Annotated in this window: 23 protein-coding genes; 10 read left to right on the forward strand and 13 right to left on the reverse strand. The window is 67.9% G+C overall.

What is annotated here, in order from left to right; translation table 11 throughout:
• Positions 1-74: 74 nt before the first annotated feature.
• Positions 75-560 carry a GNAT family N-acetyltransferase gene (locus tag EEB15_RS15720; RefSeq protein ID WP_199236549.1) on the forward strand — a complete coding sequence of 162 codons (486 nt, stop codon included), beginning with the start codon at positions 75-77 and terminating at the stop codon, positions 558-560.
• Here EEB15_RS15720 and EEB15_RS15725 read toward each other — a convergent pair.
• Positions 534-1,937 carry an amidase family protein gene (locus EEB15_RS15725; RefSeq protein ID WP_141510815.1) on the reverse strand — a complete coding sequence of 468 codons (1,404 nt, stop codon included), beginning with the start codon at positions 1,935-1,937 and terminating at the stop codon, positions 534-536. The genes EEB15_RS15720 and EEB15_RS15725 overlap by 27 nt on opposite strands.
• Before the next feature lie 81 nt (positions 1,938-2,018).
• Between EEB15_RS15725 and EEB15_RS15730 the strand changes: the two genes are divergently transcribed.
• Positions 2,019-2,696 carry a glutathione S-transferase family protein gene (locus EEB15_RS15730; RefSeq protein ID WP_141510816.1) on the forward strand — a complete coding sequence of 226 codons (678 nt, stop codon included), beginning with the start codon at positions 2,019-2,021 and terminating at the stop codon, positions 2,694-2,696.
• Between the two features lie 27 nt (positions 2,697-2,723).
• Here the strand turns inward: EEB15_RS15730 and EEB15_RS15735 are convergent, their stop codons facing one another.
• Complete coding sequence (locus EEB15_RS15735; RefSeq protein WP_141510817.1) at positions 2,724-4,082, reverse strand: MBL fold metallo-hydrolase RNA specificity domain-containing protein; 1,359 nt, start codon at positions 4,080-4,082, stop codon at positions 2,724-2,726.
• 26 nt (positions 4,083-4,108) lie between these two features.
• A complete protein-coding gene (locus tag EEB15_RS15740) occupies positions 4,109-4,552 on the reverse strand; it encodes a universal stress protein (RefSeq protein ID WP_141510818.1) in 444 nt (147 codons plus the stop codon).
• A 206-nt stretch (positions 4,553-4,758) separates the two neighbouring features.
• Between EEB15_RS15740 and EEB15_RS15745 the strand changes: the two genes are divergently transcribed.
• Entirely contained in the window at positions 4,759-7,290 is a 2,532-nt protein-coding gene (locus EEB15_RS15745; protein ID WP_141510819.1) for a cation-translocating P-type ATPase, read from the forward strand.
• Positions 7,291-7,328: 38 nt separating this feature from the next.
• On the opposite strand, the gene EEB15_RS15750 is transcribed toward EEB15_RS15745, so the two are convergent.
• From EEB15_RS15750 to EEB15_RS15760, 3 genes are read right to left on the reverse strand one after another with little or no spacing between them, the layout of a single operon-like run.
• Entirely contained in the window at positions 7,329-8,255 is a 927-nt protein-coding gene (locus EEB15_RS15750; RefSeq protein ID WP_141510820.1) for a ribose-phosphate pyrophosphokinase, read from the reverse strand.
• On the reverse strand, positions 8,252-9,781 hold the full coding sequence (locus EEB15_RS15755; RefSeq protein WP_233259498.1) for a thymidine phosphorylase family protein: 1,530 nt from the start codon (positions 9,779-9,781) through the stop codon (positions 8,252-8,254). Before EEB15_RS15755 ends, EEB15_RS15750 begins: the two co-directional genes overlap by 4 nt.
• Entirely contained in the window at positions 9,781-10,203 is a 423-nt protein-coding gene (locus EEB15_RS15760) for a universal stress protein (RefSeq protein WP_141510821.1), read from the reverse strand. Before EEB15_RS15760 ends, EEB15_RS15755 begins: the two co-directional genes overlap by 1 nt.
• A gap of 388 nt (positions 10,204-10,591) precedes the next feature.
• Between EEB15_RS15760 and EEB15_RS15765 the strand changes: the two genes are divergently transcribed.
• The 4 genes from EEB15_RS15765 to EEB15_RS15780 are packed head-to-tail and all read left to right on the forward strand — an operon-like array spanning position 10,592 to position 13,975.
• A complete protein-coding gene (locus EEB15_RS15765; RefSeq protein WP_370283626.1) occupies positions 10,592-11,239 on the forward strand; it encodes a helix-turn-helix domain-containing protein in 648 nt (215 codons plus the stop codon).
• Between the two features lie 15 nt (positions 11,240-11,254).
• Positions 11,255-12,175: a DnaJ C-terminal domain-containing protein gene (locus EEB15_RS15770; RefSeq protein ID WP_141510823.1), complete on the forward strand. Its 921-nt coding sequence runs from the start codon at positions 11,255-11,257 to the stop codon at positions 12,173-12,175.
• Positions 12,156-12,554 carry a chaperone modulator CbpM gene (locus EEB15_RS15775; protein ID WP_141510824.1) on the forward strand — a complete coding sequence of 133 codons (399 nt, stop codon included), beginning with the start codon at positions 12,156-12,158 and terminating at the stop codon, positions 12,552-12,554. Before EEB15_RS15770 ends, EEB15_RS15775 begins: the two co-directional genes overlap by 20 nt.
• Positions 12,542-13,975, forward strand: coding sequence for a trypsin-like peptidase domain-containing protein (locus EEB15_RS15780; RefSeq protein WP_141510825.1), 1,434 nt, complete (start codon positions 12,542-12,544; stop codon positions 13,973-13,975). Before EEB15_RS15775 ends, EEB15_RS15780 begins: the two co-directional genes overlap by 13 nt.
• A 43-nt stretch (positions 13,976-14,018) precedes the next feature.
• Here the strand turns inward: EEB15_RS15780 and EEB15_RS15785 are convergent, their stop codons facing one another.
• Positions 14,019-14,459 (reverse strand): universal stress protein, encoded by a 441-nt coding sequence (locus EEB15_RS15785; RefSeq protein WP_141510826.1) that lies wholly within the window; start codon positions 14,457-14,459, stop codon positions 14,019-14,021.
• Positions 14,460-14,470: 11 nt separating this feature from the next.
• A complete protein-coding gene (locus EEB15_RS15790; RefSeq protein ID WP_158290123.1) occupies positions 14,471-14,857 on the reverse strand; it encodes a TraR/DksA family transcriptional regulator in 387 nt (128 codons plus the stop codon).
• A gap of 161 nt (positions 14,858-15,018) precedes the next feature.
• Here EEB15_RS15790 and EEB15_RS15795 point away from each other — a divergent pair, with 161 nt between their 5' ends.
• Both EEB15_RS15795 and EEB15_RS15800 read left to right on the forward strand, forming a co-directional pair.
• Positions 15,019-17,706 (forward strand): GNAT family N-acetyltransferase, encoded by a 2,688-nt coding sequence (locus EEB15_RS15795; protein WP_141510828.1) that lies wholly within the window; start codon positions 15,019-15,021, stop codon positions 17,704-17,706.
• 76 nt (positions 17,707-17,782) lie between these two features.
• Positions 17,783-18,253, forward strand: a complete 471-nt coding sequence (locus EEB15_RS15800; protein ID WP_141510829.1) for a universal stress protein — start codon at positions 17,783-17,785, stop codon at positions 18,251-18,253.
• Positions 18,254-18,292: 39 nt separating this feature from the next.
• Here EEB15_RS15800 and EEB15_RS15805 read toward each other — a convergent pair whose 3' ends face one another.
• Genes EEB15_RS15805 through EEB15_RS15825 form a run of 5 tightly spaced genes read right to left on the reverse strand, consistent with a single transcriptional unit; the run spans position 18,293 to position 22,003 of the window.
• On the reverse strand, positions 18,293-19,036 hold the full coding sequence (locus EEB15_RS15805) for an ABC transporter ATP-binding protein (protein ID WP_141510830.1): 744 nt from the start codon (positions 19,034-19,036) through the stop codon (positions 18,293-18,295).
• Entirely contained in the window at positions 19,037-20,230 is a 1,194-nt protein-coding gene (locus tag EEB15_RS15810) for an ABC transporter permease (protein ID WP_141510831.1), read from the reverse strand. It abuts the gene before it with no gap.
• Positions 20,227-21,420: an efflux RND transporter periplasmic adaptor subunit gene (locus tag EEB15_RS15815; protein WP_141510832.1), complete on the reverse strand. Its 1,194-nt coding sequence runs from the start codon at positions 21,418-21,420 to the stop codon at positions 20,227-20,229. The genes EEB15_RS15810 and EEB15_RS15815 overlap by 4 nt, the downstream gene beginning before the upstream one ends.
• Positions 21,421-21,426: 6 nt before the next feature.
• Entirely contained in the window at positions 21,427-21,798 is a 372-nt protein-coding gene (locus EEB15_RS15820; protein WP_233259508.1) for a carboxymuconolactone decarboxylase family protein, read from the reverse strand.
• Between the two features lie 10 nt (positions 21,799-21,808).
• Positions 21,809-22,003, reverse strand: a complete 195-nt coding sequence (locus EEB15_RS15825; protein WP_141510833.1) for a DUF2892 domain-containing protein — start codon at positions 22,001-22,003, stop codon at positions 21,809-21,811.
• A 157-nt stretch (positions 22,004-22,160) separates the two neighbouring features.
• On the opposite strand from EEB15_RS15825, the gene EEB15_RS15830 reads away from it, so the two are divergent.
• The gene (locus tag EEB15_RS15830; protein WP_141510834.1) at positions 22,161-22,535 is read left to right on the forward strand and encodes a cytochrome c; all 375 of its coding nucleotides are present in this window, start codon (positions 22,161-22,163) and stop codon (positions 22,533-22,535) included.
• Positions 22,536-22,555: the final 20 nt, after the last annotated feature.

Consider the following 22,555-nt stretch of genomic DNA (forward strand, 5'->3'; position numbering starts at 1 on the left):
CATGGCGCGTGCGTTTTGCAGGCGGCCGCGCTAAGCTGTGTTCCTGCACACTCCGCCAGGCGATTTTCAAACCCATGATCATCATTCCCAGCGTCAGCCTCGCAACCCTTGACGACGCGCGCGGCATCGCGGAAATGTCGCGCGACTACATCGAGTTCGGCCTGGGCTGGAGCTGGACGCCGGCCCGGGTGCAGAAGGCCATCCGCGACAGCTCGACCAATGTGGCTGTCGTCCGCGAGAAGGGCGACGTGCTCGGCTTCGGCATCATGCGGTACGGCGAGCAGCGCGCGCACCTCACGTTGCTGGCGGTGCTGCCCGGCCAGCGCAAGCGCGGCCTGGGTGCGGTGCTGGTGCAGTGGCTGGAGAAGTCCGCCGCCATCGCCGGGCTGGAACGTGTGCAGCTCGAAGCCCGTTCCGACAATCCGGGTGCCATCGCGTTCTACCGCGACCAAGGCTATGAGCCGGCCGGGACGCAGCCCGGCTACTACCGCGGCGAGGTCGATGCCGTCCGGCTCGAAAAGAGCCTGTGGATCTCAAAGGGGCGGGAACCGGACGCCTGAACCGCGCGCCTCGATCGCCTCGCCGGCGGCCAGGCACATGTCTTCGCGAAAGCGTCCCGCAACCAGCTGCACGCCGACGGGCGAGCGGCCCACCATCCCGGTGTTGACGCACAGCGACGGCAGCCCGGTGACGGGCAGGGCGATCATCGGCATCTGCGCCCGCCACACGCGCTCGTACGCTTCCGGGCCCTGCAGGTCCAGGTCGGCGGGGAAGGGCAGTTCCGCGCTTACTGGCAACAACACGACGGGGTAGCGCTCCAGGAACAGCTGCCAGGCCCGAGCAATGCCCAGCCGTCGCGAAAGCGCCGACGAGAACTCCGCAAGGCCGACCGACCGCGCCAGCTCCGCCTGGCCCCCCAGCGCCGCGATGGCGCCCGGGTCGCCTTCGCGCTGCGCGGCCTGCACCAGCGCGTCGTAGCCGTCGGCCATCCACAAGGTGATCTGGATCGCAACGGCCTCTTTCAACGGCGGCAGTGCCTCGACCTCATCGACGCGCCAGCCCGCATCGCGCAAACGCGCGGCGGCATCGAGCAACGCTTCGCAGACTTCGGGCCGCGTGTCCATGCCGTCGGGGCGCAGGCACATCGCCACGGTGCGCGGCAGCTCGGGGCCTTCGAGCGGCGCGGGCACCCACCAGGGGTCACGCGCGTCGGGCCGCGACATGGCGAGCAGGCCGAGCCGAAGGTCGTCGATGGTGCGCGCGATGGGCCCCGACACGGCCATGATCTGCCCGCCGATCGGCCGGTCCACCGCCGCTGTGGCGTTGTACGCGGCAACGCGGCCCAGCGAAGGGCGCAGGCCGTGAATGCCGCAGGCGTAGGCCGGATAGCGGATCGAGCCCGCGATGTCGGTGCCATGCGCGAGCTGGCAAATGCCGGAAGCCACCGCCGCTGCCGAACCGCCCGAGGAGCCGCCGGGCGTAAGCGCGGGGTCGTGCGGATTGCGCGTGGCACCGTGCAGCAGATTGCCGGTGAACCAGCGGTAGCTGAACGCCGGTGTGTTGGTGCGGCCCACGGTGACGGCGCCCGCCGCGAGCAGGCTGTCGACGACGGGGCTGCTGGTCTTTGCGATCAAGTCCTTTTGCGACCGGAGCCCGTTCGTCGTCGCGTAGCCCGCATGATCGACGTTGACCTTGGTCGCGACGACGACACCGGCCAGCGGCCCCGGGTCCTCGCCTCGCGCGATGGCGCTGTCGATCTGCCGGGCGCGCGCCAGCACTTCATGCGGCCGGTGCTCGACAACGGCGTTGAGCTGCGGGTTGACGGCGTCCAGCCGCGCGAGCGCGGACTGCGCGACCTCCACGGCGGAAATCTGCCGGGTGCGAACGAGGCGGGCGGTCTGGCTGGCGGAGAGCTGCCAGGGTTCGGTCGAGGTCATGCCCTCCAGCCTGCAGTGTTGTGTGCCTGCCGTCAATACTCCCGTCAATATCGTGCGCCCGGGGCTGCTATGTTCCGGTTCATGAACACATCCAATCGCTTCACGCTCTACTCCGGCCCGCTCAGCATGTTCGGCGCCAAGGTGCAAATCGCTGCCCTGGAGAAGGGCCTGGATTTCGACCTGGTGCTGGTGCCCTTCGACTTCACCGCCCTCTACACGCCCAAGCATCCGGAGGTGCTGCGCATCAACCCGAAGCAGCAAGTGCCGGTGCTGGTGCATGGCGACCTGGAGCTTTTCGACTCCACGCAGATCTTCGAGTATCTCGAAGACGTGCAGCCCACGCCGGCACTGTGGCCGGGCGACGTGCGCGAGCGAGCCCGCGCGCGGCTGCTGGAACACAAGTCCGACGAGGTGTACTTCCCGCACGTCGTCCGCTTGATGGGGCTGGAGCACGATCTGCAAGGCGAGGCGGCGCAGGCGGCCATCGCAGCGGCGAACAAGTTCTACGCCGAATTGGAGTCGCTGCTGGACGGCCGCGACTACCTGGCCGGCGGCTACTCGTTCGCCGACATCGCGTTCTACATGGCTGCGGTGTTCGGTGAGCGCAAGGGCGCGCCGCTGGGTGCGGCAACACCGCGCCTGCTGGCGTGGCGTGACCGCATGAGCTCACGGCCGCCGGTGCGTCAGGTGGCGGGGGCGATGGGCCGGTGGCTTGCGTCGGTGGGCCGACCGGTGCCTGCGTTCATGCAAGCGCTCTGAGGGGCAATCGCGGAGACGCACCGCTGTTCAATCGAGCTCCGCCCGCTCCAGGTAATCCGGCACGCAGCAGGCCCAGCCCAGCTGGCGCTCGATGCGCTGGCGCATCGCATCGGCCGCGTCGGGCTCGCCATGCGTGATGAAAGTCCTCTTCGGCTGCTGCTTGAAATGCCCCAGCCAGTCGAGAATTTCCGTGGCGTCGGCGTGCGCCGACAAGTCCTCCAGCTGCGCAACTTCGGCGCGGATCGGCACGTCCTTGCCATGGATGCGCACGTTGGGCAAGCCTTGCGTGATGGTCGCGCCGCGCGTCCCACCCGCCTGGAAACCGGCGAACAGCAGCGTGTTGCGGCGGTCCGGCGCGAACGCCTTGATGTGGTGGACCACCCGTCCGCCCGTCGCCATGCCGCTGGCGGCGATGATGACCATTGGCCCTCGCTTGCCATTGAGGCGTTCTGACTCTTCGGGCGTTCGCACGATGCGCGCGGTGGCGGCGACCGCCTCGCACTCTTCGGGCGTCAGGCGCAGATCTTCCTTGTGTTTCCAGTAGACGTCCATGGCGTTCGATGCCATCGGACTGTTGAGGTAAACCGGCAAGTCGGGGATCGCACCCTGCGTCTTGAGTAGGTGGATGCAGTACAGAAGGCTTTGGGCGCGGCCCACGGCGAAGGCCGGGATGACCACGACCCCACCGCGTGCCGCCGTACGACGGATCACCTCGCCCAGCTGGAACAGGGGATCGGAGCGGGGATGTTCGCGGTCGCCATAGGTGGATTCGACCACCAGGTAGTCGGCGCCGTCCATGAGCGTGGGAGCGCGGAGGACGAGGTCGTTGGGCCGGCCGATGTCGCCGGAGAACAGCACCGAGCGCGCGCCGTCATCCACGCGCACGAACGAAGAGCCCGCCATGTGGCCTGAAGGACTGAGCGACACGTTCAAACCGGGCGCGGGCGACCAGGACGTTTTCCACGGCACCGGGTGGAACAGCTTCAGGCAGCGCTCCGCGTCGTCGCGGGTGTACAGCGGCAGCGCCGGCCGGTGCTTCGACAGTCGATGTTGGTTGGCATACGCGGCTTCTTCTTCCTGCAGGTAGCCCGAGTCGGGCAGCAGGATGCGGCACAGGTCGTAGGTTGCGGCGCTGCAATACACCTTGCCGCTGAAACCCTGGCGCGCGAGCAGCGGCAGGTAGCCGCTGTGGTCGATGTGGGCGTGCGTGAGGATGACCGCGTCGATGGAAGACGGCTTGACCGGCGGGGGCGACCAGTTGCGCAGCCGCAGCTGCTTGTAGCCCTGGAACAGCCCGCAGTCCACCATCACGCGGGCGTCGCCGCGCTCGAGCAGGTACTTTGAGCCGGTGACGGTGTTGGTGGCGCCGAGGAACTGGAGATGCATGGTGGTGGCCTGTTGCGATGTCGAGTTCAACGAACGACGAGCACCGGCACCGTACCGTGCACCAGGACTTGCTGCGTCTCGCTACCCATCAGCACGCGCTTGAGACCCTTGCGGCCGTGGGAGGCCATGACGATCAGGTCGCACTTGTGCTTTTTTGCGGCCGCGAGGATGGACTCCGCGACGTGATTGGAGCGGACGACGACCGGCGTGGCCTTGACACCCCGCGCCAGAGCCGCCCCGCACAGCTTGTCGACCAGGGCTCGGCCCCGGCTGGCCGATTCGGCGTCGAACCGATCGACTTCATCACCCGAAACCGTGAAGCCCTTCTCAAAAAAAGCCACGGGGTAGCGCTCGGACACGTTAAGGGCCACGAGGTCGGCGCCGGCGGCGGCTGCCAGGTCGATGCCATGGCGCGCGGCTGTGCCGGAGAGTTTGGTGCCGTCGGTGGCCACCAGGATGCGGCGATACATGGCGGGTCTCCTGTAACGAAGCCCCAGCGTACGCGCGCCGTGCGCTGCCTCGCTTGACATGGATCAATCGCCTACGGTGCCCGTGCGTGCAAAGTGGCTCCATGGAAAAACGCGCACCCCCTATCGACCGCGTGGAGCTGCAGTCGAATCTAATGGGCCCCTTCCAGCCCGCGGGTGCCGCGCTACTGCGTTGAGCGGTCGATGAGATGCTCGACCGTGGACTGACGCACGCCGAAGCAATGCGCCGCCTGGCGCAAGAGGGTGCCAACGAGCTGCCGGGGAGCGAGCCCAAGTCATTCCTTCGCATCGGAGTCGACGTCGTGGTCGAGCCCATGTTCCTCATGCTGCTCGCCGCGGGCTTCACCTACCTGGCACTCGGTGACGCGGCAGAGGCCACGTTTCTGCTCGTGTCGGTTTTCGCCGTGATCGGCCTGGCGCTGGCGCAAGAGCGCAAGACGCAGCGCGCGCTCGAGGCCCTGCGCGACCTCTCCGCGCCCCGCGCGCTGGTGGTGCGCGATGGCGTTGAAACCAGGGTGGCGGGGCGCGACATTGTGCGGGGCGACCTCATCGTGCTGCGCGAGGGCGACCGGGTCGCCGCCGACGGCGTGCTGTTGGAAGGCCAGCTCAGCGCCGACGAATCGCTGCTGACCGGCGAGTCGGCCGCGCAGGACAAGGTGCCGGGCGCCGAAGGCTTGCCGATGGGATCGCCCGGCGCCGACGGGACAGCATGCGTCTTTGCCGGCTCGGTCATCACGCGCGGCGTGGGGTGGGCGCGCGTGCAAGCCACGGGCGTGCGCACGGCGGTGGGCCGCATCGGCATCGCGCTCGCCACCACCAGGATCGTCCGATCGGAGCTGCAACGCACGTCGCGCCGGGTGGTTCGCCTCTTCGCCGGTATAGGACTTGGGCTGGCGGCGCTGTTGGCGCTGCTCGCCTGGCAGTGGCAAGGCCGCGCGCCGCTCGAAAGCCTGCTGCAGGGCATCGCGATGGCCATGGCCGTGCTGCCCGAGGAAATACCGGTGGTGCTCACGGTGTTCCTCGCCCTGGGGGCCTGGCGCTTGTCCCAGCGCCGCGTACTTGCAAGGCGTGTCGAGACGGTGGAAGCGCTCGGCGCCATCACCGTGCTGGCGGTTGACAAGACGGGCACGCTCACGCAGAACCGCATGCAGGTGGCCCGGTTGTGGGCTGGGGGTGTTTCGTTCCAGCCCAGCGAGAGCGCGGATCTTCCCGATGCTTTCCTGGAGCTGGCGGAGCACGCGCTCCTGGCGACACCGGCCAAGCCGTTCGATCCGATGGAAAAGGCCATCACCGCCTTCGCACAGCAATACTTGCGCGGCACCGCGGGTGCTCAGGGCGACCGCGAGCTGCTGCAGCACTATCCGCTCACTCGCGAGACTTTGGCTGTGACGCAGGTGTTCGCGTCCGGCTCATCGGGGCCGCACCTCGTTGCTACCAAAGGAGCGCCTGAAGCCGTGGCCGATCTTTGCCGGTTCGGCACGGCGGAGCGCGACGCGCTGCGATCGGAGGTGGAGGCGCTTGCCGCCGACGGACTCCGCGTGCTCGCCGTGGCACGCGCCGAATGGGCCGGTCCGCAATGCCCGGAAAGCCCGCGTGAATTCGCTTTCCGCTTTCTGGGCCTGATCGCGTTTGCCGATCCTCCGCGCGCTGACGTTCCCGCGGCAATGGCCGCTTGCCGGCGGGCGGGCATCCGCGTCATCATGATGACGGGCGACCATCCGGCAACCGCGCGTGCCATCGCGCGCCAGGTCGGCTTGGCCGATACGCAAACGGTGCTGACGGGTGCGCAGATCGACGCCATGTCGGATGCCGAGCTGCAAGCCGGGCTGGCGGCCTGCGACATCTGCGCGCGGCTGGCGCCCGAGCAGAAATTGCGGCTGGTCAAGGCGCTTCAGGCGGCGGGTCACACCGTCGGAATGACGGGCGACGGCGTGAACGACGCACCGGCCCTCAAGGCGGCGGACGTCGGCATCGCCATGGGCGAGCGCGGCACCGACGTGGCCCGCGAAGCCGCGGCCATCGTCCTGCTGGACGACAGCTTCGCCAGCATCACGGCGGCGATCCGGCAGGGCCGGCACATGGACGACAACATCCGCCTGGCGATCCGCTTCATCTTCGCGGTGCATGTACCGGTCATCGGGCTGGCGATGGTGCCGGTGCTGATGCATTGGCCTGTGATGCTCCTGCCGGCGCAGATCGTGCTGCTGGAGCTGGTCATCGATCCCGCCTGCTCCGTCCTCTTCGAGGCCGAGCCGCCGGCTGCGAACCTGATGGACCGGCAGCCGCGCACCGCGGGCCAGTCGCCCTTCGCGCCGGCCAACATGGCCTACGGCATGCTGCAGGGCGCCGGCGTGGCCGCCATCCTGTTGGCGGGGTGTTGGCTGATGCTGGCGCAGTCATGGGCCGCGCCCGCGGTTCGCACCATTGCCTTCATCACGCTGGTGGGTGGCGCGCTGCTGCTGGCATCGATGCACCCTCGACTGGCGTGGCGCGCCCACCTGCGCAGCAATCGCTGGTTTCCACGCCTCGCCCTGGCTGTGGCGTCGGTCATGGCGCTGCTGCTGGGACTGCCCTGGCTGCGTGATGTGCTGGGGTTCGCGCTGCCGGCCTGGCCGCAAGCCGCGATGGGCTTGGCGATGCTTGCAGCGGTGGGCTTGTGGCTGGTGAGCCTGCGCGTGGCGGCAGGGCGTGCAGCCGGCGAGCAGCGGCCCGTTGCATGAACGCACGCGTCAAGCCGCCTTGCCTCCAAGCCGCTTCTTCATGATGTTCTGTGCCGGGTGGACGGAGTGGAAGCCGAGAGCGTGCGCACGGCGTCGGCGATGGCGGGCGCGAGCGCGATGCCGTTGGATGAATGTGGAACCGTGTCGCAGGTGACGACGCGGCTCACGCCCGAGCCTCGCAACCGTGCGAAGTCCTCGGGGTCGAAGAGCGCGTGCACCGCGACGCAGACGGGCGGCGGCCAGCCCTCGCGTTCCAGCGCGCCCGCTGCCGCGATCATGGTCTGCGCAGTGGACACGATGTCGTCCAGCAGCACGGGCGTGCAGCCGGGCCATGGCCCGGCGTCACGCAGTTCGACGCTGACGTCGCGATCTCCGCGGCGGGTCTTGGCCATGACGGTCCAGGGTGCGTGGGCGAGGCGGGCGACATGGGCCACCCACTGCTCGCTTTCCTCGTCGGGCCCGACGATCAAGGGACGCTCCACGTGGCCGCGGACCCACGCAGCGATGGCCGGGGCCGACGGTACGACCCGCGCGGGGACGGTATAGACGTCTTCGAGGCTGTGCCACCGGTGAAGATGCGGATCGACCGTCACCACGAAGTCGAAGGACGATGACAAAAGTCTTGCGTAGGTGCGCGAAGTGACAGCCTCGCCAGGGTTGAACCGGTGGTCCTGGCGCATGTACGCAAGGTACGGCGCTACGAGGCCGACTTGGGACGCACCAAGCTCGCGGGCCGCGTCGGCCGCGAACAGCATCGGCAGGGTCTTGCCATCGGGCTGGTGCAAGCTGCCGGCCAGGATGACGCGCCGCGCGGCGACCTCGGCATCGATGCGCACCAGCGTCTCGCCGTCGGGGAACGTATGCACCGCGAGTTCGGTCCAGTCGCAGTTCAGCGAGTGCGCCAGGCTCTGCGCCAGGGCCGCGCCGCCGGGGATGGCGACGATCAGCGCCGGCTTCTCTTTCAAAGCGCTTCTTCCATGACGTGGACGGCTTCGACCTGCGAGGTCGCGTATTCCATCGCGTAGGCCAACTCGCCCGGCGTGGCCGCGTTGAGCGTGAAGAGCGGCTGGCCGCGCTCGACGACCGAGCCCAGCGCGATTTCCATTTCGATCCCGGCGCAAGGCGACTTCGGCGCGCCGGCCAGCTTGGCAATGCGCGCCAGGCGCCGGTTGTCGATGGCGATGACGGTGCCCGCGCGCGGCGCGGTCAGGGGTTGCCGGTACGCGGCAATGGGGGGCACCCGCATGCCGCCTTGCGCTTCGCAGATCTCCTGGAACTTCGTCCACGCACGGCCGTCTTCCAGTGCGGCCGTCGCCATCGCGAGACCGGTGCCCGCCGGCGCCGCACCGCCGAACTCGAGGATCTCGGCGGTCAGTGCGAGCGCACGCCGCGCAAGGTCTGCCGGCGCGGACGGATGGCGTTGCAGGACGGACAGGACGTCGCGCGCCTCGAGTGCCGGCCCGATGCCCCGGCCGACCGGGGCCAGGCCGTCGGTCTGGACGACGCGAACCTGCAGTCCCATGGCCCGGCCCACCTGTTCAAGATGTTCCCCGAGCTGCGCCGCCGCCCGGGCGCTGCGGACTTTTGCGGTCAAGCCCACCGGCATGTCGATCACGACGTGGGTCGCACCCGCTGCGGCTTTCTTGGAAAGCACCGACGCAACGAGCTGGCCCTGGCTGTCGAGGTCGAGCGGACGCTCCACGCGGATGAGCACGTCGTCGGCGGGGCTCAGCCGCACGGCGCCGCCCCACGCGATGCAGCCGCCCGTGCGGCCGACAACGCGCTTGATCTGCATGACGTCGAGGTCCACGGGTGCCAGCGTTTCCATCGTGTCCGCAGTGCCCGCCGGGGACGTGATGGCACGCGAAGATGTCTTGGGCATGCGCAACCCGCAGGCGGCGACGATGGGCACGATGATCATGGTGGTTCGATTGCCGGGCAGGCCGCCCACGCAATGCTTGTCCATCACCAGTCCCTCACCCCAGTCGATGCGCTCGCCCGCCGCGACCATCGATCGCGTGAGCGAAATGGTTTCCTGCAGATCCAGGCCGTCTCCGGCGCATGCCGTCACGAAAGCGGCGAGTTGCAGATCGGAGTAGCGGCCCGCGGCCACGTCGGTGATGATCGCGTCGAACGCCGGCGATCCCAGGCGCCGCCCGTAGACTTTGGCCCGGACGTGGCCGAGCGACTCGAGCGGAGCGGGATGGCGCAGCGTTGCTTCGTCTCCCTCCTTCGGCTGCAACATGCGCCAGGCCGCTTCCGAGAGGCCTGCTTCGTCGGCACGAAGAAACGCGCCGGTCACGACGTTGAGCGTCGCGACGATGGTGCGGGCGCCCAACGCCACCTCGACGCGAGACTGCGCCTCGAACCCTTCGGAGTGGCAGACGTGGCAGTCGCGGTGCATGTACAGCACCGGCTCCTGGTACGTATCGATGCCCAGGCGGCGCAGGCGCAGCGAGTTCGCGCCCGGCCGGGCGACGCTGGGGAACACTATTTCACCAGCAATACCGGGACATTGCACTCCGTCACGACACGCTGGGCGACACTGCCCATCAAGGCTCGCCCGATCAGCCCATGGCCGTGCGTGCCCATCACGATGAGGTGGACCTTTTCGCGATTTGCGGCCGCGAGCAGTTCGGCCGATGGCGAACCGACAACCCAGGAAGCGCGGTGCGGGACCTTGTGCCGCTTGAGGAAACGTTCGATGGGATCCAGGACCTTGGTCGCCTCGTCCTGGTGGTAGTCGCGCACGGCCGCCGAACCCAGCATCGTCTTGACGCGTGGCGGCACCGCTAGCTGCACGTTCAGTACAACCAGCTCATCCTCGGGGCCGCAAAGCGTTTCATGGGTGACGAGAAAGGCGAGCGCCTTCTTGGTGTATTTGCTGCCGTCGGCAGCGAGAAGGATCTTCATTTTTTTTGGCTCCTTGTGGTTGAGTCGTGATGCCCGTCACCGTGCATGCAGTTCGAGCTTAGGACACACGGTAGGCGCCGTGATTGACGAATGTCAAGTCCGACTGTCCGCGCCGGGGCCCTAGGACATTTCCTAGTGGACCTAGGACGGTTGCAAGGCAAAAGACCGGCGAGCGCCTAGGGCTGCAATCAGTGCCCGCCCATACGCTTTTCGGCGCGCGGCGTGCACAGTTGGTTGCATGCAACTTCAGGAGCGTTTCATGCCTGCCGCAGCCGAAAATGCGATCCCCACGATCCGAATCGCCGCTGCCGCTCCGGTTGGAGCCCGGACGGGCGCTGCCACGCGGTGCTCCTCTTGCCACCTTCGCGATCTTTGCCTTCCATCCGGGATGAACGACGCGGAGACGGAATGGATCGACCGTATGACGATAGGCCGGCGACACGTCAATGCGGGACAAACCTTGTACCGGGAAGGCGAACGCTTCCAGTTCATCTACGCGGTACGCGGGGGCACGTTCAAGTCCAGCGTGTCGCTCGCCGACGGGCGCGAGCATATCTGCGGGCTGCACATGAGCGGCGAGCTGATGGGCCTCGACGGCATTGCCAACGGCACTCACGCGAGCACCGCGACAGCGCTGGAAGACACGGAAATCTGCTCGATCCCCTATGCGCGGCTGAACGAAGAGAGCGGCCGCAGCGCCAACATGCAACGCATGGTCAATCGCTTGATGAGCCGCGAGATCGTGCGCGAACACAGCCTCATGATGTTGCTGGGCAGCATGAATGCCGAAGAGCGCCTGGCCACTTTCCTGCTGAATCTGTCGAAGCGGCTGCGCGCGCGCGGATATTCCCCCAATGAGTTCCATCTGCGCATGTCGCGCGCCGAAATCGGCAGCTATCTGGGCATGAAGCTGGAAACCGTCAGCCGCACCTTTTCCGCGTTCCAGCAGCAGGGCCTGATGGAAGTCGACAAGCGGCACATCCGGATCACCGACATCGATGCGTTGCAGCGGGCTTTCGACGCACCGGTCCACTAGAAGAACCATCGCGCCATGAAGTTCAAGGACTACTACGCGATCCTCGGCATTGCCCGCGACGCCGACGACGAGGCCATCAAGAAGGCCTATCGCAAACTCGCGCGGAAATATCACCCCGATGTGTCCAAGGAGCCTGAAGCCGAGGCACGCTTCAAGGATGCGGCCGAAGCCTACGCCACGCTCAAGGACGCGGAGAAGCGGGCCGCTTACGACGAACTCGGGCAGCACCGGGCCGGCGAGGAGATGTCCCCGCCGCGGCAGTGGCGGCATGCGTTTCCCGAGGGAGAAGCCGGTTTCGAAGGCGTGGACCTTTCGGACCTGCTCGACATGCTCGCGAAACGCGGGCAGCGGCATCGGCCGCCCGTGCGCGGGCACGACTACGACGCGTCGGCCCGCATCAGCCTGGAGGACGCGCACCGGGGCTGCACGCTGAGCCTGCAAGTGGAGCAGGGCGATCGTCCGCACAGCTTGCAAGTCACCATCCCGCCGGGCGTGCACGAAGGCCAGAAGCTCAGGCTGCGCGGCAAGGGTGGCAAGGGCCGCGACGGCGGCGCCGACGGTGACATCTACCTGCACATTGCGATGCTTCCGCACCGCGTCTTCCGCGCCGACGGGCACGACCTCTATTTCGATCTGGCCCTCGCCCCCTGGGAGGCCGCCCTGGGCGCCGAAATCGAGGTCCCCACGCTCGACGCGCCCGTCCTGCTGACAGTCCCCCCGGGGTCGAGTTCCGGCCGCCGGCTGCGCTTGCGGTCACGGGGGATGAACACGGGCCATGGCAAGCGCGGCGATTTGTATGCCGTGGTTCGCATCGACGTACCTGCGGTGCTCTCGGCGCGCGAGCGCGAGCTATTTGAAGGCCTTGCGGCCGCCTCAGGATTTTCGGCGCGCGCCACGCCTTCCAGGGAAGAGCATCATGCACAACCAACCGTCTGATTGGCACCGGCTCGAAACCGGTGTCCTCGTGAGCATCGAGGAGCTCAGCCACTGCTGCCAGCTCGAAGTCGGCGACCTGCTGGAACTGGTCGAGTACCGTGCGCTGGAGCGCGCCAATGGGGATGGCCGCACCAGCCTGTTCCATAGCGACTGTGTGGCTCCATTGCGAACCGCTTGCAGGCTGCGGGCCGACTTCGACCTTGACCTGTTCACGACCGGGCTGCTGCTGGGGTATCTGCGCCGCATCGGCGCGCTCGAACGGCAAATTGCGTCAATCCAGGCCCGAGCGCCGGCACACGCCGTGCAAGTGCACCATGAGCCCGGCCCCTGGCACGAAGAGCATGCGCGCGCCGGGGGCGCGATGCCGTGGCATCCCTGACGCGCCGCGCCGGCCGGCTTTTCGGGGCAATGGCGGCATTGGCGGGAAGCTTCCTGCTGGCGATGTCGTCGTTCGCGGCGGACCCGCGGCCACCGGAGCAGCTTGCATGCGGCGAGCAGTCAGCCGACCGGCGGCCGCGCGGGGGCTTTGCCGCGGCCGTGGTGCGCAATGCGCCCGCGGTCGTGCAGGTCGTCGTCATTCGCGGCGCGCGGGACCCGATGGAGGAAACCGAAGGCTTCGAATTCTTCCAGCCGCTCGCCGGACTTCCACTGCCCGGTTACGCGGACGGCGCGTTGGAGCGCACCTTCTCGTCGGGGTTCGTCATCGATCCAAAGGGCTACGTGCTGGCCAGTGCCCATGCCGTCTTCGACGCGCATGAAGTCTGGGTGCTCCTGGCCGATGGCCGCCGCCTTGGCGCGTCCGTGGAAGGATTGGACCGGCGCACCGATGTGGCACTGCTGAAAGTCGAGGCCGACGGGCTGCCATCGGTTCGGCTGGCCGCGCCGCCGCGAATATGCCCCGGCGCATGGCTGGCCGCGTTGGGCACCCCGTTCGGTTTCGAAAGGACGGTGACCGCCGGCGTCGTGAGCGCCTATCCGCGATTCCTGCCGGGTACCACGATGCCCCTGATCCAGAGCGACGTGGCGCTCAACCCCGGCAGCTCCGGGGGGCCGCTCTTCAATGCGGACGGCACCGTCGTCGGCATGAGCTCGATGATCTTCTCCGGCAGCGGCATCTACATCGGGGTGTCGTTCGCCCTCCCGATCGAGGAAGTCATGCGCGTCGTGGACGGCATTCGAAAGACGGGCAGCGTGCGGCGCGGCGACATCGGGCTCAAGACACAGGCGCTGGACCGCGAACTGGCCCTGGCTTTCGGACTTGCCGAAGCGGGCGGAGCGCTGGTGGTCCGCATCGAGCCTGGCGGTGCCGCCGACGGCGCGGGCATTCGGCGCGGCGACGTCGTTCTTTCCCTGGACGGCATGCCCGCCGATCACTCGCGGATCGAGCAGGGAATCGCGGCCGCGCAGCCCGGCAGCACCCTGCTGTTGCGCGTCTGGCGCGACCAGTCGGCCAGGCAAGTGCGCGTCACGGTCGGCCTTGCACGCCAGGACATGCCGCCACCGCAGCGCAAGCGCCCGGCGGCGTCGCAAGCTCGCCTGGGCCTGGCACTTGCCCCAGCCCTCGTGACCGCCGGAATGCCGGCGGGTGTTTATGTCGAAGGCGCGACCGGCGAAAGTCTGCTGGCGGGGATCGAGCGCGGAGACAGGATCGTGGCGGTGAACGGCACAGCCGTCGAGACGATGGCCGAGTTCGACGCCGCGTTGCGGTCCGCGAACCCGAGGCCCGTCGTTGCGCTGCTGTTGATGCGCGGCAATGTGGCCGTGTACGTGCCCGTGCAACGCCAAGGGGGGCAACCCTGAAGGTGCGCCAAGGCGGGTGCATTGCGCCCGCCTTGGCGAGGCCTCAGCGGGCCACCAGCACAGGGACCGGCGACAGCTGCAACAACTTGGCCGCCACGCTACCCAGGACCATGTTGTCGAAGCCGGATCGGCCGTGCGAGCCGGCGACGATGAGGTCGCACGCCTCGTCCTTGGCCGTCTGCACGATGCCCTTCGCGGCGGTCGTGTTCTCGACCAGGCGCAGCTCCAGCGGGACCGGCGGGCGGCTTTCGGCGCAGAGCGCCATGACTTTTGCATGGGCGCCGGCCGCGTGGTCGCGCGCGGCCGAGAGGTAGGCGTAAAGGCCCATGGGGTTCGTGTCCGCCAAGCCGAGGTACGGATAGGGATCGACCACATACACCGCCGTGAGGTGAGCGCCTTGCGACCGCGCGAGCCCAGCGGCGAGCTTCGCCGCGTGTTCGGAGGCGCTGGATCCGTCAGTCGCCAGCAGGATGTTCTTGAACATGGGGCGTCGTCTCAGGATGCCTTGGCACGAGACTCGTGGGCAGAGGAATGCTCGTGGGCGGCCTGGCAGCCCGTGCAATAGGGTGTGGCGGGCAGTGCAGTCAGGCGCCGCAGGTCGATGGGCTCATCGCAATCCACGCACAGCCCGAACGAGCCGCTTGCGATTCGCTGCTCGGCCGCTCGCACCTGCTCGAGCTCGGTTGCGGCGCGGGCCGCCTGCACGTCGCCCATGGCGGCGAGGCTGTCCTGGTCCGCGGCGTCCTTGAAGTCCGAGACCTCGTGCACGTCGGCGGACCCGGCCTGCGCGAACTGGCCGCGCAAGATTTCGCGGAGTTCCGTGGCCCGGCTCGCCAGCCGCTGCTGGAACTGGGGCGCCATAGCGATGTGGAATTTGTTCATTGGCTTGCCTGTGGTTGAAGACTGGACACGAATCGATTCTGTGGCGCGCGGCGCGCCCCGGCCTTGCGCTAGATCAAGAAGGGGGGCGCCGCGGTACCCCACCATTTGAAGCATCGACCGCCAAGGTCCTCCCTTGATCTTCCCAACCGATAGGCCGCGCGATGAGTGTTCGCAATCTCGAATCCCTGTTCCAGCCGCGCTCCGTCGCGGTGTTCGGCGCCTCCGACCGCCCCGGCAGCGTCGGCGCCGTGGTGCTGGCCAACCTGAAGGCCGGCGGCTTCGACGGCCCGATGTGGCCCGTCAATCCCCGGCATGCCACGGTCGGCGGTGGCACAGCCTGGCCCGACGTGCAGTCACTTCCGTCGGCGCCGGATCTGGCCATCATCTGCACGCCCGCCCACACCGTGCCCGGCCTCATTGAGCAGCTGGGCGGCAGAGGAACGCGAGCGGCGATCGTTCTGAGCGCGGGGCTGAAGGGGCCCCCCACGGAAGGCGGGACGACGCTGGAGCAGGCGATACTGGACGCGGCGCGGCCGCACCTGCTGAGAATCCTCGGCCCCAACTGCATCGGCCTGCTGGTTCCGGGAATTGGCCTCAACGCCAGCTTCGCGCCCGGCAACGCCGTGGCCGGCAAGCTGGCGTTCGTGAGCCAGTCCGGGGCCCTGGCCACCGCGATGCTCGACTGGTCGAAGGACCATGGCATCGGGTTTTCGCACTTCATCTCGCTGGGCGACAGCGCCGATGTGGATTTCGGCGATGTGCTGGACTACCTGGCCAGCGATCCCTCGACCCGCGCCATCCTGATGTATGCGGAATCCATCAAGGCGGGGCGTAAATTCATGTCCGCGGCCCGCGCGGCGGCGCGCAACAAGCCCGTGATCGTGGTCAAGGCAGGGCGCGCACCGGAAGGCGCCCGTGCGGCTGCTTCGCACACCGGGGCACTCGCCGGTTCGGACGCTGTGTTCGACGCCGCGGCGCGGCGCGCGGGCATGCTTCGTGTGAATACGCTGGAAGACCTGTTCGATGCGGCCGAGACGCTGGCCCACGCCCGCCCGGTGCGGGGCGAACGCCTTGCGATCCTCACCAACGGCGGCGGCGCGGGCGTGCTGGCGGCCGATTCGCTTTCCGCGGGCGGCGGCAAGCTGGCCGATCTGAGCCCCGCCACCCTCCATGCGTTGGATGCGTGCCTGCCGGCGACCTGGTCGCACGGTAATCCCGTCGACATCATCGGCGACGCGCCCATCACGCGCTACCAGGACGCGCTGCGCATCCTGCTCGCGGCGCCGGAGGTCGACGCCGTGCTCTTCGCGCACGCGCCCACGGCGCTGGTGCCCGCGCCCGACATCGCGCGCGCCTGCCTGGCGCTCGCGCGGGACGCCGCGAAGCCTGTGATCGGTTGCTGGCTTGGCGGGCCCGCTGTCGCCTCGGCACGCGCTTCCTGGTCGGAGGCGGGCGTGCCGTGCTTCGCCACGCCGGAACGCGCGGTGGCGGCTTGGCTGCAAATGGCGGACCACGCCTGCAACCAGCTGGCGCTGCAACAGATTCCGCCGGACTCGGCCGCGGACTTCAAGCCGGAGGTGGCGCGGGCGCTCGCGCTGCTCGCCACGGCCTCGCGTGAAGGCCGCGAGTGGCTGGACGAGGTCGCGGCAACGCAGTTGCTGCAAGCCTATGGCATCCCGATCGTCGAAACCCGGGCGGCGCGCGACGTCGAGGAGGCGGTTCGCCTGGCGACGGAGATCGGCTTTCCGGTGGCGCTCAAGGTCATGTCGCGCCGCATCGTCCACAAGTCCGACGTGGGTGGCGTCGTTCTCAACCTGCGTTCGCGCGACGAGGTCCGCGCCGCCGCCATCAGGATGCGGCAGGACGTCGCCCGCCTGAAGCCCGACGCTTCGGTCAACGGCTTTGCCGTGCAGGCGATGGCCCAGCGGCCGGGGGCCAGGGAGCTCATTGTGGGCGTGGCCTCGGATGCGGTGTTCGGCCCGGTGATCCTGTGCGGAAGCGGCGGCGTGGAGGTCGAGTTGAACAGGCGGTCGGCCATTGCACTGCCGCCTCTCAATGCCGTTCTGGCAAACGACCTGGTGGACCGCAGCGGTGTCCGACCCCTGTTGCAGGCCTGGCGGTCGCGCGCGCCCGCAAGCAGCAGTGCGCTCGTGGACACGCTGCTCAAAGTTTCGAGGATGGTGTCCGACCTGAGGGACATGGCGGAACTGGACATCAATCCGCTGCTGGTGGATGAACGCGGCGTGCTCGCGCTGGATGCCCGCATCAGGCTGCACGTTGGGAAGGACCACGCGCCGATGGCCGTGCGCCCCTATCCCGAAAGCCTCGAGGAGTCGATCAGCGTGGCGGGCACCGAGATGCTCGTGCGGCCCATCAAACCCGAAGATGGGGATCGCCTGCACGCCTTCTATGAACGAGCGACTGCCGTGGACATGCGGCTTCGTTTCTTCATGGCACGCCGGGACGTGCCGGTCTCGGAGCTGGCGCGCTACAGCCAGATCGACTACGACCGTGAAATGACCTTCATCGCGCTGGGCCCGCGCACATCTGACGGGCACCGGCCGATGGTGGGCGAGGTGCGCGCGGTATGCGACCCCGACAACACGACGGCCGAGTTCGCGATCCAGGTGGCATCGGCCTGGCAAGGCAAAGGCCTCGGCCGGACGCTGCTCGCGAAACTCATCGCCTACCTTCGAGCCCGAGGGACGCGGGAGATGGTGGGTGAATGCCTGTCTGAAAACGATGGCATGGCCCGCCTCGCGAAGGCCATGGGATTCGAGGTGCTGCCGACGCAGGACTCTCAATCGCTGCGTCTGGCTCTGCAAACGGAAGGAGATGCTTCCGATTGACATTCATCAAGGCAATGTCTCTGCGCGTTTCCCATACTGGGACCATGCCCTTGAGCATCCTTGGAAGGAAGACATCATGTACGAACGCATTCTGGTCGCTGTCGACGGCAGCGAAACCTCCAAGCGGGGCCTTGGCGAGGCGGTGCGCCTCGCCAAATTGACGGGCGGCCGGCTGTTGCTGGTCCACGCCATCGACGACGTTTCGTTTGCGGCGGCAATGGGTGCGTACGGCATGGATTTATCGGGAGCGGTTGCCGGCGACTGGCTCGCGGACCTGCGCGAAGGCGGCAGGGCGATCCTGCGCGAAGCCGAGGCAACAGCGGGTGCCGCGTCCGTGCCGGCCGAGACAGTGTTGGGCGAAGGCTTCGCCGGCCCGGTCTGGGAGCAGCTCTGCAAGGAAGCGGAGAATTGGAAAGCCGACCTGATCGTGCTGGGCACGCACGGCCGACGCGGTGTCGGACGCGCTCTCCTGGGCAGCACCGCCGAAATGGTGGCGCGCCATGCAACCGTTCCCGTTCTGCTCGTACGCTCCGCACAAGCAGGATAGGCCAGTGTGTGCCTCTCGCCGATGTCCAGCCGGGCCGGCTCACTTTGTCTCGAGCGAGATTGAGCGACCCTGCCCGGCCTCCTCGATCGTTTGCCCGTCGCGAATGTTGTAAAGGCGCTTGAACGTTGGAATGATTTTCTCGTCGTGGGTGACGACGATGATGGCGGTCTGGTACTGCGCTGCCATCTGGTTGAGGATGCGCATCACGGCCAGCGCGCGCTCACCGTCCAGCGGTGCGGTCGGTTCGTCCGCCAGGATGACCGGCGGCTTGTTGGCCAGCGCGCGCGCGATCGAAACCCGCTGCTGTTCGCCGCCGGAGAGTTCCGACGGCCAGGCATTCGCCCGATGCGCCACGTCGAGCGCCCGCAACAATTCAGTCGCGCGCTCCCGCGCTTCCGCGTCCGGCTGCCCTGCCAGCATCGGCATGAGCGCGACGTTGTCCGTGACGTCCAGGAAGGGGATCAGGTAGGGCGCCTGGAAGACGAAGCCGAAGCCGATGCGGTCGCGGCGCAACGCCGTCAGGTCCTTGATCTTCCAGCCCTGATCAAAAATGACCTCGCCGCCCAGGGTCATCCGTCCGTGCGTGGGCGTGGTGATCGCACCCAGGCACTTGAGCAACGTGGTCTTGCCTGACCCGCTGGGCCCGATCAGGCCCACCACTTCGCCCGGCGCAACGCTCATGTTGACGTCTTTGAGCGCATCGACCGCAGTGGCGCCGGTGCCGTAGCGCTTGCTCAGGCCTTCGATCCGGATGCCGGCGGACGCAGCGACTGTCGGCTGCATTCAACCCCCTATCGCCGCGGCGGGATCAACCTTGAGCGCCGCCCGGATCGCCAGCGTGCTTGCCATCGCGCAGACGGTCATCACGAGAAAGAAGCCCAATACGGCGTCGCCGCTTTCGAGCAGCACGTACTTCGGAAACAGCGGTGCCCACAAGCTGGCCGAAAGCTTGCCGACGACGAACCCCAGAATGCCGAGTCCTAGCGCCTGCTGCAGGATCATGCCCGCGATCGTCCTGCCGTGGGTGCCGATGAGCTTGAGCACGGCGATCTCGCGGATCTTGCCTAGCGTCATTGTGTAAATGATGAAGGCGACGATGGCCGCGCTCACCACGGCCAGGATCACGAGGAACATGCCGATCTGCTTGGCGGCGGTGGCGATCAGCTTCGCGATCAACAGCTCCTCCATTTCCGCCCGCGTATAAGCCTGCAGGTGTTTCCAGCGCCCGATGGTCTGTGCCAGGACGGCCGCCGAGTGTCCATCGGCCATGCGCACGAGCACGGCATTCACGTTGTGGCTGGTGGCCTGGGACGCCGTGACGGCCTCCAGCAGGCCGGGCACGCCCGGGCGGTTGAAAGCCGGGTTGGCCGCAATCCGCTCGCGTTCGCTGACGATGGCATCGTTGTCCTTCAGGAACTGCGCCTCCTGTGCATCCTTCAGCGGGATGAACACCATCGGGTCGCCGCCCGACGACACCGTGCGCCGGGTGAGGCCCACCACGGTGTACTGGTGCCTGCGGATGCGGATGCTTTCGCCCAGCATGAAGCCGGTTTTCACATCCGCGATTGCCTCGTAGTGGCTGCGGGTGATGCGCCGCCCGGCGACCAGGAACGCCGGCTCGCCCGGCTGGCCAGGTTCGAAGCCAACCACCATCGCGCGCACGTCGGCACCGTGGCCGCGCACCTGCATCGTGAGGTAGGTGACATTGGCCGCCTGCGCGACACCGGGCAGCCCGAGCAGGCTGCGATAGACGTCGTCGCGAAGGCTCGACGATTCCGCGTACGGCCCCTGCGTGTCCTTCTGGACGACCCACAGGTCTGCGCCGCTGTTGTTGAGCAGGACCTTGGCGTCGTCCACCACGCCGCGGTAGACGCCGGCAAAGGTGAGCGTGACGCCGATCAGCAATCCCAGCCCCACCCCGGTCAGGAGGAATTTCCCCCACGAATGCAGGATGTCGCGGCCGGCGAGGCTGATCACCTGGTGGTCTCGATCAGCGCCGGCACGACCCTGATGCGACTGGCGGCGGATAGCTCGCGCTCGCTGTGCACCACGACCTCGTCGCCGGCCTTCAGGCCCTCGATGACTTGCACCATCCCGTCCGCACCTTCGGCGCCGGTCCTGACGCTGACGAAACGCAGCTGGCCATCACTACGCCGCCACACGCCCGACTGCGCGCCGCGTTGGCGCAAAGCCGCGTTGGGGATCAGCAGCGCCCCGGTGACAGCGGGCAGGCTCACGAGAACTTCGGCCATCTCTCCCGTCGAGACGCCGAGCGGCAAGCTGTCGAACGCCACCTGCGCGATGCGCTCCTCGGTGACGCTGTCGCTGGCGGGATCGAGGCGCACAACCTTGCCGGACGCCGCGCCGCGCACGCCGCTGGAGCGCAGGGTGATCCGGCCAGGCAGTCCTGCGCGCAACCCCGCGGAACGGCTCTGGTCGAACCGAGTCGTGACCCAGAGGCTTGCAGGGTCGATCAGCTTGAGCACCGCTTGGCCCGCCACAACGGTGGAACCGGGCTCGGCATCGCGTGATGTCACCACCCCGTCAACAGGCGCCTCCAGCCGGAAGTTGCCGCGTTGTTGGCGTGCGCCCTCGCGCTCCGCCTCCAGGCGGGTCACGTCCTGCCTGGCGCCCGCGTGCACGGACTCGGCGGCGGCGAGTTGGGCATCCGCCGATTGCTGTAGCTGCAACTTGGCATCGACGACGCTGGAGCTCACGAAGTTCTGTTTGCCGAGGTCGATGTAGCGATGCGCCTCGCCGGAGGCCAGGGCCTGGCGACTGCGTGCATCGTGCACCTGGGCCTGAGCAGTGACCACGGCGCTCCGGGCTCGAGCCGCCGCCGCCGAAGAGGAGCCCACGCGCGCGTCGAGGTCCACCGCATCCATTTCCGCCAGCAACTGGCCGGCCTTCACCTTGTCGCCAACATCAACCAGCACGCGCTCGACGCGGCCGGCGACGGTCGGACCAATCAGATACGCGCGGCGCGCTTCCACGGTGCCGATGCCAAAGAGCGACGGCGTGACTGTCCCGGTTGCAGCCTGCGTCAAGGTCACCTTGACCGGTGCGAGCGGCCCGCTGGTGGTCGCCACCCAGCCGAAGGCCAGCAGCACTGCAACGCCGGCAGTGGCTGTCCAGGCCCAGCGGGGAAGGGCGAACGGCAGCTTCATCGCAACTCAATCCGCCTTGCCCTGGAATGCGCCCGCGCCCGAGAACTCCTCGAACGCGGCGATCGCATTGGCTGCATACATGAGGGATGGACCGCCGCCCATGTAGACCGCGACGCCCAGAGTCTCGTCCAGTTCCTGCCTCGAGACACCGAGCTTGACGAGAGCTTGCATGTGGTAGCCGATGCAGGCGTCGCAGCGCGCCGCAACACCCAATGCCAGGGCTATCAATTCCTTGGTCTTCTTGTCCAACGCTCCGTCGGCCATGGCAAATCGGCCCAGGTCGGCGACGCTCTTCATCACATCCGGCGCACCGGCGCGCAACGTGCCGAGCCGGGCCGATGTGCCTCGGGTCAGGTCACGATAAGTGCTCGATTCGATCGCCACGGTGTCACGCGCGCGGCGCTGGGCAGGTGCTGATGCCCAGCAAGCTGTAGATCGGGCACATGCCGACGGCGCCGGTCACCAGCGGGATGGCGCCAATGTAGCCCCACGCGCCGACGGTGCCGGTTACGGCCAAGCCGATCAGGACGAGCCCCGCGACGACGCGCAGACCACGGTCGAATGCGCCTTCATTAACTTTCATTTGCGATCTTCCTTGAATGGAACGAGCGCACCATTGCACTCCCTGAACACGGTATGCCTTTATCGTGGCTGGCGCCGTGACATAGATAAAATGGCGGCCGCCGTCCTGAAAGCGGCGACCTCACCAGACCCGTGCGGGCCACCCGCGAAGCGATGCCTTGACATTCATCAAGCCGAATGCCCAGCGCCGCGCCTACAGTGACCGGGTGATCACCCCTCAAGAACTCCTGATCGTCGCAATGGCGGGCTGCGCCACGGCGTCGCAGGCCCAGCCCGCCCAGTCGCCAACGCGCGGTGAACTGCTCTACAACAACCATTGCATCGAATGCCACACCTCGCAAATGCACTGGCGCGAACGCAGGCAGGCGCGCGACTGGCCCAGTCTGCGGGGCCAAGTGTGGCGCTGGCAGGCTGTGGCCGGCCTGCAGTGGAGCGAAGCGGACGTCACCGAGGTGGCACGCCACCTTGACAACACCATTTATCACTTTGCGCCGGACACCGAGCGGGTGGGTTCGGCTGCCGGCCGGCGCTGAGGGCGTCGGATGCTGGCCCT

The organism is Ramlibacter sp. WS9, assembly GCF_003797765.1.
Taxonomy (GTDB): Bacteria; Pseudomonadota; Gammaproteobacteria; order Burkholderiales; family Burkholderiaceae_C; genus Ramlibacter.

Coding starts and splice junctions, on each gene's coding strand:
- EEB15_RS15785 (WP_141510826.1), bottom strand. CDS start 14,459: ATGTTCAAGAACATCCTGCTGGCGACTGACGGATCCAGCGCCTCCGAA.
- EEB15_RS15795 (WP_141510828.1), top strand. CDS start 15,019: ATGAGTGTTCGCAATCTCGAATCCCTGTTCCAGCCGCGCTCCGTCGCG.
- EEB15_RS15720 (WP_199236549.1), top strand. CDS start 75: ATGATCATCATTCCCAGCGTCAGCCTCGCAACCCTTGACGACGCGCGC.
- EEB15_RS15805 (WP_141510830.1), bottom strand. CDS start 19,036: ATGCAGCCGACAGTCGCTGCGTCCGCCGGCATCCGGATCGAAGGCCTG.
- EEB15_RS15730 (WP_141510816.1), top strand. CDS start 2,019: ATGAACACATCCAATCGCTTCACGCTCTACTCCGGCCCGCTCAGCATG.
- EEB15_RS15745 (WP_141510819.1), top strand. CDS start 4,759: ATGCTCGACCGTGGACTGACGCACGCCGAAGCAATGCGCCGCCTGGCG.
- EEB15_RS15800 (WP_141510829.1), top strand. CDS start 17,783: ATGTACGAACGCATTCTGGTCGCTGTCGACGGCAGCGAAACCTCCAAG.
- EEB15_RS15825 (WP_141510833.1), bottom strand. CDS start 22,003: ATGAAAGTTAATGAAGGCGCATTCGACCGTGGTCTGCGCGTCGTCGCG.
- EEB15_RS15815 (WP_141510832.1), bottom strand. CDS start 21,420: ATGAAGCTGCCGTTCGCCCTTCCCCGCTGGGCCTGGACAGCCACTGCC.
- EEB15_RS15775 (WP_141510824.1), top strand. CDS start 12,156: ATGCACAACCAACCGTCTGATTGGCACCGGCTCGAAACCGGTGTCCTC.
- EEB15_RS15765 (WP_370283626.1), top strand. CDS start 10,592: ATGAACGACGCGGAGACGGAATGGATCGACCGTATGACGATAGGCCGG.
- EEB15_RS15790 (WP_158290123.1), bottom strand. CDS start 14,857: ATGAACAAATTCCACATCGCTATGGCGCCCCAGTTCCAGCAGCGGCTG.
- EEB15_RS15735 (WP_141510817.1), bottom strand. CDS start 4,082: ATGCATCTCCAGTTCCTCGGCGCCACCAACACCGTCACCGGCTCAAAG.
- EEB15_RS15770 (WP_141510823.1), top strand. CDS start 11,255: ATGAAGTTCAAGGACTACTACGCGATCCTCGGCATTGCCCGCGACGCC.
- EEB15_RS15725 (WP_141510815.1), bottom strand. CDS start 1,937: ATGACCTCGACCGAACCCTGGCAGCTCTCCGCCAGCCAGACCGCCCGC.
- EEB15_RS15760 (WP_141510821.1), bottom strand. CDS start 10,203: ATGAAGATCCTTCTCGCTGCCGACGGCAGCAAATACACCAAGAAGGCG.
- EEB15_RS15740 (WP_141510818.1), bottom strand. CDS start 4,552: ATGTATCGCCGCATCCTGGTGGCCACCGACGGCACCAAACTCTCCGGC.